At 65.0% G+C, this 9514-nt stretch carries 9 protein-coding genes; 1 reads left to right on the plus strand and 8 read right to left on the minus strand.

Translation table 11 applies throughout. The features are described from left to right. Positions 1–4: 4 nt before the first annotated feature. From V3B41_RS17285 to grxD, 7 genes are all read right to left on the minus strand, one after another. Positions 5–1174, minus strand: coding sequence for a PilW family protein (locus V3B41_RS17285; protein ID WP_295548496.1), 1170 nt, complete (start codon positions 1172–1174; stop codon positions 5–7). Then, a complete protein-coding gene (gene pilV / locus V3B41_RS17290) occupies positions 1171–1671 on the minus strand; it encodes a type IV pilus modification protein PilV (protein ID WP_005408857.1) in 501 nt (166 codons plus the stop codon). The genes V3B41_RS17285 and pilV overlap by 4 nt, the downstream gene beginning before the upstream one ends. Continuing rightward, on the minus strand, positions 1668–2183 hold the full coding sequence (locus tag V3B41_RS17295) for a Tfp pilus assembly protein FimT/FimU (RefSeq protein WP_197620521.1): 516 nt from the start codon (positions 2181–2183) through the stop codon (positions 1668–1670). Before V3B41_RS17295 ends, pilV begins: the two co-directional genes overlap by 4 nt. 161 nt (positions 2184–2344) lie before the next feature. Beyond that, complete coding sequence (ppnN, locus tag V3B41_RS17300; RefSeq protein ID WP_154348764.1) at positions 2345–3733, minus strand: nucleotide 5'-monophosphate nucleosidase PpnN; 1389 nt, start codon at positions 3731–3733, stop codon at positions 2345–2347. A 252-nt stretch (positions 3734–3985) separates the two neighbouring features. Next, positions 3986–7240: a carboxypeptidase regulatory-like domain-containing protein gene (locus V3B41_RS17305; RefSeq protein WP_329861723.1), complete on the minus strand. Its 3255-nt coding sequence runs from the start codon at positions 7238–7240 to the stop codon at positions 3986–3988. A 232-nt stretch (positions 7241–7472) separates the two neighbouring features. Then, on the minus strand, positions 7473–8249 hold the full coding sequence (locus tag V3B41_RS17310; protein ID WP_197632304.1) for an SDR family NAD(P)-dependent oxidoreductase: 777 nt from the start codon (positions 8247–8249) through the stop codon (positions 7473–7475). Continuing rightward, positions 8246–8566 (minus strand): Grx4 family monothiol glutaredoxin, encoded by a 321-nt coding sequence (gene grxD / locus V3B41_RS17315; RefSeq protein WP_005408852.1) that lies wholly within the window; start codon positions 8564–8566, stop codon positions 8246–8248. Before grxD ends, V3B41_RS17310 begins: the two co-directional genes overlap by 4 nt. A 121-nt stretch (positions 8567–8687) precedes the next feature. Here grxD and V3B41_RS17320 point away from each other — a divergent pair, with 121 nt between their 5' ends. After that, a complete protein-coding gene (locus V3B41_RS17320; protein ID WP_049432595.1) occupies positions 8688–9266 on the plus strand; it encodes a superoxide dismutase in 579 nt (192 codons plus the stop codon). A gap of 48 nt (positions 9267–9314) precedes the next feature. Here V3B41_RS17320 and V3B41_RS17325 read toward each other — a convergent pair. Beyond that, on the minus strand, positions 9315–9514 hold a 200-nt coding region (locus V3B41_RS17325), incomplete at its 5' end, for an IS110 family transposase (protein WP_329861714.1).

Raw genomic sequence — 9514 nt, forward strand, 5'->3', positions numbered from 1 at the left:
GTCATCAGTTCCCGAACAGTCGGTTGCGCAGTGCCACGGACACCTCGTAGGAGGCACGGTAGCGATCATCGTAGGTCGTGGGCGGATTGAAGCCAACGCCGAGCACGCCCAGCTGGGCCACCGCCGTATTGGCCTGCTCGGCCGCGGCCCGCTGCGGGCTGCGCACCAGCAGTCCGAACTGCACCAGGCCAACCCGCCGCCACGCAGCGACAGCGGCGGCATCGGTACCGGTGCTGACCCCGCTGGCAGTCTTCTGGAAGGCGATTACTCCGGTGGGCGGCGCGGTGCTGCTGATTGCCGTCTCGGTATCTTGGCCGTAGAGGAACTGCAGGCTCTCAATGCCCTCCACCAGCTCCTCACCGGTGCCGAACGTGTTGTCGCCAGCGCCACGCGCGCGGTACAGCGCGGGTTCGCCGGCGGTATTGGTGGCCACGTAGTACGCCATCGATTCCACCCGATAGACCATGGTCACCGCGTTGTTGGCCGAATACGCCGAGAGATCGGCTTTGCTGGCCGTGATCGTGCTGTCGGCGATTTTCCCGGCGAACACATCCACCTTGCTGCAATCGGCCACGGCAAACGCCGAGGGCGTGGTGACGGCACCGGCCGACAGTCGGGCCGCCGCGTCCTTGGCGATCGTGATGTCCGGCGAAGTACCGGAGCCGATGGACAGCACCGGCGAGCCTTCCGGTGCCAGGTAGCGCATCACGATGATGTCACTGCCACCCAGCGGTTTGGGCTTCAGATTGGTGATTGCCGACGGCGTGCTGCCGGCAGCCCCCCAGCTTGCGCCGAGGGTCAGCTTGTTGCCAGGCGCAGTACCCTGCGCCTCGTAACCCTGGATCGGCACCGAGAAGTCCATCGGGCTGCCATCACCCGACTTCACGCCAGCAATGTTGACCTTGACACTGTCCTGGGCGCGCACCAGGTGCGCCTGGTCGTTCACGCAGCCCATGTGCCCGGCCATCCGGATGTCGCGCTCGAGGAACTCCAGTGCGAATCGAGCGTTTTCCTGGGTGCGCGCGACGCCTTCGGAGAGCTGCGAGGCCGCCCGCGAAGCCATGAAGATCTGGGTCACGCCCAGCATCAGCACCAGGCCGATGACCAGCGAGATCAGCAGTTCCACCAGCGAGAGGCCAGCCGCATGGCTGGCAGCGGAAGGCGCGCGCTTCATAGACGGGTAACCAGGGTGAACGTGGTGATGCTGTCGGGATTGGCTGCGTTCCATCGCTCGTCTCCCCAGCCGATGCCCACCGTGACCAGGCCATCATTGACGGTCACGTTGGCGCTGGCCTTGCCTCCCAGCACCTTGACCACCTGGCATTGCCAGCGCGCCACGTTCGCCTTGGAGGCTGTCACGTCGGCACTGTTGGGCCAGGTGCAGGGGCCAGCCGGCGCGGTGACCGAGCCGGCGGTGAAGGAGGCCTTGGTGTATTCGCCACCGTTGAGGGTTTCGCTGCGCTGCACGCGCATCAGCTCGATCAGATCGTAGGCCAGGCTGGTGGCCTGGGTGCGCTGGCTGGCGCTCTGCACGAACCGCACGTTCATGGTCTGCAGCAGCGCAAAGCCAAGCAGGCCGAACGCCAGCACCAGCAGCGCGATCAGCACCTCGATCAGGCTGAAGCCACGACTGCGGGCAGGCCCGCCCATGCCGGAACGACGACGTTTCATTTGCAGGTCCCTGCGGTGGAGCGGACCTGGCCCGAGAACAGGACGGTCAGGGTCCGCATGGGGTCACCCGCCTTGCAGCCTTGCGGCACCAGGCTCACGACCTGGTCGGCGGACGCGCGGCGGCGCCCCTGGGAATCGAAGGTGATGACGGTTGGACTGGGAGCCTCGACCGCCAGGCTGCTGCTGCCCTTGGAGAAGCGCAGCACGCTTTCGCTGCCGCTGACGGCGCCATCGCCATCGGCGTCGCCCCAGGCCAGCATGCCCTTGCTCCAGTCGCCATCGCAGGACGTGCCGTTGCTGCTGCCGCACACCCCGCCACCATGGCGGTTGCGGATGGCCTCGCTGCGGGCGAGCGACAACAGGCCGATCACCTCGTTGTTGGTGGTGGTCAGGCGGTTCGAGCGCATCGCGGTGCGGAAACTGGGATAGGAGATGCTGGCCAGAATGACCAGGATGACCAGCGTGATCATCAACTCGACCAGTGTGAAGCCGTTTTGCCGGCGCAAAGACATTGGACGCTCCCCAGCGTGTTGATGGCCACGATGGGCCATCGCCCTGCCACCGGCAAGCGGCGGCAGGATGAACGGTCAATCCAGGGCGACGGGCGTCAAAGCCTTGACGACCCGACCTGCCCTACCCCGTCCGGCGCGATCCCCATCGCGCCGGCGCGGGCTCAGGCCAGCACCTGGTAGCAGGGCTGGTATTCGCCGGAGATCTTCATCCGGCGCTGCTCGACGAAAGCGCGCAGCAACGCGTCCAGCGCCTGCATCATGTCCGGGTCGCCATGGATCTGGAACGGCCCGAACTCTTCGATGCGGCGCATGCCGTCTTCCTTCACGTTGCCGGCGACAATGCCCGAGAACGCCCGGCGCAGGTCCGCCGCCAGCGCGTGCGGCGCACGCCCGTGGTGCAGGTCCAGCGCCGCCATCGCCTCGTGGGTCGGCACGAACGGCTGCTGGTACTCCCACGGAATCTCGATCGACCAGTTGAAGAAGAACGAGTCCTTCTGCGCCAGGCGGTGCTCGCGCACGCGCTTGATGCCATTGGCCATCTTCTTCGCCACCGCGACCGGGTCGCCGATGATGATCTCGTAGCGCTCGGCGGCTTCGTCACCCAGGGTCAGGCGGATGAAGCGGTCGATCTGTTCGAAGTACGGCGCCGCCACGGTCGGTCCGGTCAGGATCAGCGGGAACGGCAGGTCCTTGTTCTCCTCGCGCAGCAGGATGCCGAGCAGATACAGGATCTCCTCGGCGGTGCCGACGCCACCGGCGAACACGATGATGCCGTGGCCGATGCGGACAAAGGCCTCCAGGCGCTTCTCGATGTCCGGCATGATCACCAGGTGGTTGACGATCGGGTTCGGCGACTCGGCGGCGATGATGCCCGGCTCGGTCAGGCCGATGTAACGCGTCACGGTACGGCGCTGCTTGGCATGGGCAATCGTGGCGCCCTTCATCGGGCCCTTCATCGCGCCCGGGCCGCAGCCGGTGCAGATGTCCAGGCCGCGCAGGCCCAGCTCGTAGCCCACCTGCTTGGTGTACAGGTATTCATCGCGCGAGATCGAGTGGCCGCCCCAGCACACGACCAGGTTAGGGTCGCCCGGGTTGAGGATGCGCGCGTTGCGCAGCAGGCCGAACACCGCGTTGGTGATGCCCTCGGACGACTCCAGCTCGGCCGCGTAGGCCGGGCCCATCTCGATGGCCATGTAGGCCAGGTCACGCACCACGGCGAACAGCAGCTCGGCGACGCCGCGGATGATCTCGCCATCGACGAAGGCCATCGCCGGTGCGTTGACCAGGTCGATGCGCACGCCGCGATCCTGCTGCGCCACCTGGATGTCGAAATCGGGATACAGATCGCGCGCCGCGCGCGGATCGTCGGAGGCACTGCCGCTGGTCAGCACGGCCAGCGCGCAGCGGCGCAGCAGTTCGTGCATGCCGCCGGCAGAGGCATCGCGCAGGCGGGCCACTTCGGCCCGCGACAGCACATCCAGCCCACCGCGCGGGTAGATCCGCGCGTCCTGCACCGGCAGTGCGCGGGCTGATTTTTCGTTCGTGGTCATGTCCAATTTTTCGCTTCCTTCAAGGTTTCCGACTGTACTGCCGCCCCCTTAAAAAGCAAAACGGCCGGGAAGCCCGACCGTTGGATGTGTGCTCCCCGCGTTCGCCTTTCCGGGACCGCATCGGCGGCCTTGGCACCGCGCACATTTCTGGATGCTACGCCGATGCGGAGTGGCCTGCAAGGACTTTCGCCTGAACGGAAAACGGCCGGGTTTCCCCGGCCGTTTTCACTTACTGCTTCAGGCTCTGACGGATCAGAACTTGTACTTCAGGGTCAGCTGCATCGACCAACGCGACACGCCGGTGTTGCCCTTGTCGTTGTTGTTTTCCTGGATGGTCGGGTTATCGGTGCTGCCGGTGAAGTTGTAGATGTACTTGCCGGTCGCCGGGTCGATACCTGCGTAGCTGGCCACACGGGCGGTCGAGTTGAAGCCGTAATCTTCGATGCGGCCCCACTTCTTGTTGAGCAGGTTGCCGACATTCATGATGTCCAGCGCCAGCTCACCCTTGTGCTCCTTCACGAAGCCCGGGAATTCCTGGGCGATGTGCAGGTCGAAGCTGTTGACCCACTTGGTGCGGAAGGCGTTGGCCGGGGCGATCTGGCCCTGGTACTTCGCCAGCTGCGGATTGGCGGCCAGCCAATCGAAGAAGGCCTTTTCCATCGCCGCACCGCCGGTGAACTTGACGTCGCCCGGGCCGTTCGGCACGTAGAACAGGTCGTTGAAGTAGCCGGCGCCGGTGGTAGCAGCGGCGTCGCCGTTCATGTCGTTGTAGTAGATGTAGCTGAACGGACGACCCGAACGGCCTTCATAGAACAGGCCCACGGTGGTGTTGTAGTTGCCGAAGAACGCCTTCTTCCAGTTGATCGAACCGGTCACGCGGTCCTTGATCGCATAGCGCGAGTCATAGGCCACGTTCTCGTTGGCGGTACCGATCAGGGTGCTGCCCCAGTTGGAGGTGTTCTGCGAGCTGGTCAGCGGGCTGACTTCCTTCGCGGCAGTGTAGGTGTAGGCCAGCGACCAGCCCCAGTTCTCGGTCAGCGGCTTGTTCAGGCCGGCGGTGAACTGGCGGCTGCTGCCCTTGTCGGTGTTGCGCATCAGCAGCACGTCGCCCATGTCGGTCGGACGGTTTGCCTTGCCACCCACGGTGCCACCACCCACGGCCGTCGCGCCTTCGCGGATCGAGCAGTTGGTGCCGGCGCACGGCACGTAGCCTGCGTCATTCCAGTACAGCTCACGACCGTCCTGGCCGATGCGGGTGTAGGACGGGCCGCCGGCGTTCTTGTACAGGTCCAGGCGTTCGAAGTAGATGCCGCTCTTGACCTTGGTGTACAGGAACTCAGCCGACGCGACGATGCCGTACCACGGCAGTTCGTGGTCGAAGGCGATGTTCGACTTCCACACCGACGGCAGCTTAAGGTCCGGCGCAGCGATGTCGACGTTCTGGCGCGCACCCGCACCAGCAGCCGGAATGTACGGCGGATTGGTGTTCGGGGTGAAAATGCCGTTCTGGTTGCGGACGGTGTACTCGGTGTAGTTCAGACCGGTGTTCTGGTAGGCACCGGCCAGCCACACGTTCGGGGCTGCGCCGCCAAACAGGCCCACGCCGCCACGCAGCTGGGTCGGACGCTCACTGTCGAAGGTGTAGTTGAAGCCGAAGCGCGGCTGCACCAGCTTCTTGTCCGGCAGCTGGGTGTTGTCGTAGCCGTACAGCTCCATGATGCGCGGGTTGTACAGGCGCTGGTTGCTGAAGTCCGGCATGTCGATGCGGACACCACCCTGCACGGTCAGGTTGCTGTTGACCGCCCAGCTGTCCTGGATGAACACACCGGTGTTCTTCAGGGTGTAATTGGCCGGGATGTCGTCGTAGCTGCCACCCGCGCGCGGGGCACGCACCACGTACTGGTTGACGCGACCTGCTGCGAAATCGGCCAGGTTGTTGAACACATACGCGCCATTGACGTTACGGCCGTAGTAGTTCATCAGGTCGTTCTTCGAGTAATCGAAGCCGAACTTGACGGTGTGGTCGCCGATGTACCAGTTGGCGGCACCGAAGGCGCTCAGTTCCTTGCTCTCGACCGCATTGACGTGCGAGTTCTGCTCGGTACCGAAGTACAGCGAGTCATTTCCGCTGGCACCGAAGCCACGGATCTGGATCTGCGGCAGGCTCGACGGGGTGGTACGGACCGAGGTGTATTCCTTGTGCGAGATCTTGAACTCGGTCGAGAAGTTCTCGGACCAGTCACTGAACAGTTCGCCCATCCAGGATTCGTAGGTCTTCGGCTGCTGGTACCAGAAGGTGCTCAGCGAGATCGCGCTGTTGCTGATCTGCGGGAAGCGGACGACGTTCTGCTCGAGCTTGTTGTAACGCACCGCAGCGCGGTGGTTCTCGTTGATGTTCCAGTCGATCTTCAGCGCGTACTCTTCCACCTCGGTCTTGTTGGCCGGGCGATTGAGCGAACCGGCGTCGAAGCCGTAGCCGGTGGCGATCTGCTGCGCACGGGCGATGTCGGCATCGGTGATGGTGCCCTTGCCGTACGGCGAATCGGTCAGGCTGACGCCCGGAGCCGAACGCTCCATCTTCTCGTAGTTGGCGAAGAAGAACAGCTTGTCCTTGACGATCGGGCCGCCGAAGGTCATGCCGTAGGTCTTCTCGTCGTCGAAGCCGTTGAAGCGGACGCCTTCAAGCTCCTTGCGGACCATGTCCTTGTCGCGGTACGCGTAATACACGGTGCCGCCGAAGTTGTTGGTACCCGACTTGGTCACCGCATTGATCACCGCACCGGTACCACCGGCGATGGTGGTGTCGTAGTTGGCGATATCGATGTTGATTTCCTGGATCGCATCCATCGACACAGGCTGACGCTCGGTCGGCAGGTTGTTGGATTCCAGGCCGAACGGGTCGCCCGCGCCGATGCCGTCGATACGGATGGCGTTGTAACGGGTGTTCTGGCCACCGACCGAGATCGCGCCGTCAGCCTTGCTGACCTGCGAGATGCGCGGATCCAGACGGATGTAATCCTGGATGTTGCGGTTCACCGACGGCAGCGACTCCAGCGTCTCACGGTTGACGTTGGTACCGGTACCCATCTTGTACGCGCTGAACAGATCGCTGCCCACGGCCGTGGCGACAACGTTGACGGCGTCCAGGTTGGTCGCAGCCAGGTCACCGCCCAGGTTGGCGTTGACGGTGTTGACCTGGTTCAGGTTCAGGTAGACACCTTCTTCGGTCTTGGTGCCAGCACCCGGCTTGGTGATGGTGATGGTGTACGGACCACCCACGCGCAGGCCGCGCGCGTTGTATCGACCCGACGCATCGGTCGTGGCGCGCGAAACGGTGCCCGACTCGGTGTGGGTGATGGTGACTTCAGCGCCGGCGACAGGCTGGCCTGCGGCGGACATCACCTGGCCGCCGACACCAGCAGAGGTGCTCTGGGCGAAGGCGGGAGCGGCGGCAAGTGCGGCCACGAGACCAAGGGTAAGCTTGGACATCCGGAGTGGGTGGGTCATTTTTCGGTAGCCTCGATGCGAGTTGGCGATGGCGGAAAAAAAGCGCATCCAAACAGCCCTGCGGGTGGCTGGTCGGAGATTTATCTGGGGTTCCCTACCGCTTGGCTGAAGGCAGCCATAACGGTTAACACTAGATTAACACGCTACGCCATCAATGTGACGGTTGTGCGACAAACGGCACCGGATCGCAACGCAATCGTGACGGGTTCTTCACTCCGCCTTTCCCCGGAACTCACTCACCGGGGAATGCCTGGCTGGCATCGAGAATCTGGCCCCGCCAGGCGCTGCCAGCGCTGGACAGCAGGGCCACGGCCGCAGCGGCGGCCGCCTCCGGGCCCAGCGCGGCCGGGTCCTGGTCGACGGAATAGGCCCGGGCGCGCAGCGCCGTGCGCAGGGGGCCCGGATACAGGCCGCTGACCCGCACCGGGCTGCGGCCGAGTTCGTCGTGCAGGCTGGTGATCAGCCCGCGCAGGCCATGCTGGGCAACGCCGTACCCACCCCAATAGGCCTGCCCCACCCGTTCGGAGGCATCAACCGCAAACACCAGGGCGGCATCCTCGCGCTGCCGCAGCAGCGGCAGGCAGGCCTGGGCCAGCCACGCCGGAGCAGTCAGGGTGACATGCACCGCACGGGCGAAACTGGCCGGGTCGGCCAGTTCGAACGGGGTCAATCCGGGGAAATGGGCGGCACAGACCAGCACTCCATCCAGCCGCCCCAGCTCGCGCTGCAGGGCCTGGGCCAGTTCGGCATAGTCGTCGGGGCCCGCACCCTCAAGATCCAGCGGATACAGCAGTGGTTCCGGGCCGACCGCCTGGACCTGGGCATAGACACGGTCCAGGCGGCGCGGTTTGCGCCCCAACAGGACCACGGTAGCCCCAGCGGCGGCGGCGGCAACGGCCGCCGCACTGCCCAGCCCACCGCCGGCGCCGGCAACCAGCACCACGCGATCCTGCAACGGGCGGCCATCGAGCGCCCCGTTGGTCGGTGACGTCGATGGCCAGGCACTCATCCCTGGGTCGCCTCTTCGACGATGCGCTTGAGCTCGCCGGCTTCAAACAGTTCCAGGACGATGTCGCAGCCGCCGATCAGCTCGCCGTTGATGAACAGCTGCGGGAAGGTCGGCAGGTTGGAGAACCGCGGCAGGTTGGCGCGGATCTCGGGTTCTTCCAGCACGTTGACGGTGCGCAGGGTGACCGCGCCGGCTGCCATCAACGCCTGTACGGCGCGGCTGGAGAAGCCGCACATCGGGTATTGCGGGGTGCCCTTCATGAACAGCACGAGCGGGTAACGATCGACCTCGGCCTGGATTTGCTGCATTACCGCCACAACCTCACTCCTTGCTTCGCCGGACAAACCGACCGCGGTGGTCGGCTAGACTGCCCACGGTAGCCGCCATTGTAAGCGGATGGAACCGGCTGCCGCCGCCCCTCTGGCCACGAACCTGTCCATGCCTGTCGAATTGCCTGCCCTGCCCTACCTTTCCGGCTCACTGCAGCCGCACCTGTCCGCACAGACCCTGGAACTGCACCACGGTCGCCACCATCGCGCCTACGTGGATGCGGTCAATGCCGGCATCCTCGGCACCGAGTGGGAAGACGCGTCACTGGAGGAAATCGTCCGCCAGGCCCAGGGAAAGCTGTTCGATGCGGCTGCCCAGGCGTGGAACCACGGCTTCTACTGGCAGTGCCTGCGCCCCCGAGGCGGCGGCGAACCGCAGGGCCGCCTGGGCGAGCTGGTCAAGCGCCAGTTCGGCGACGTGCAGCGCCTGCGCGAGGAATTCAACCGCACCGCGCTGGGCCTGTTCGGCTCGGGGTGGGTGTGGCTGGTGCAGCACCCGGGCGGGCAGCTGGGCATCCAGGCGACCCGCAATGCCGGCACGCCGCTGACGGGTGAAAGCACCCCGCTGCTGTGCTGCGATGTCTGGGAGCATGCCTACTACACCGACTACCAGAATGACCGCGCGCGTTATCTGGAGGCGTTCTGGCAGCTGGTCAACTGGGAATTCGCCGAAAGCCAGCTGCGCTGAGGCAGGGACGCTGCCCCCCCCTGTAGAGCCGAGATCCTATGTTCGCGGTCAAGCCTGCTGGAAGCAGGCTTGACCCACTTTCAGCATGGCTGGGTCAAAGTCCCGACCGCTTTTGAAGACTCCCCAGGCGATCCTGGCCAGCTTTCTGGCCAGGATGTTAAAGCTGGCGGTACTGCTGTGGCCACGTTCGCGGATGGCCGTATAAAGGGCTTTGCCGCCTTTGGATCGGGTCAGGCCCATGGCCGCCA

Origin of the sequence: Stenotrophomonas sp. SMYL89, assembly GCF_036319985.1 — a bacterium.
Taxonomy (GTDB): Bacteria; Pseudomonadota; Gammaproteobacteria; order Xanthomonadales; family Xanthomonadaceae; genus Stenotrophomonas; species Stenotrophomonas maltophilia_Q.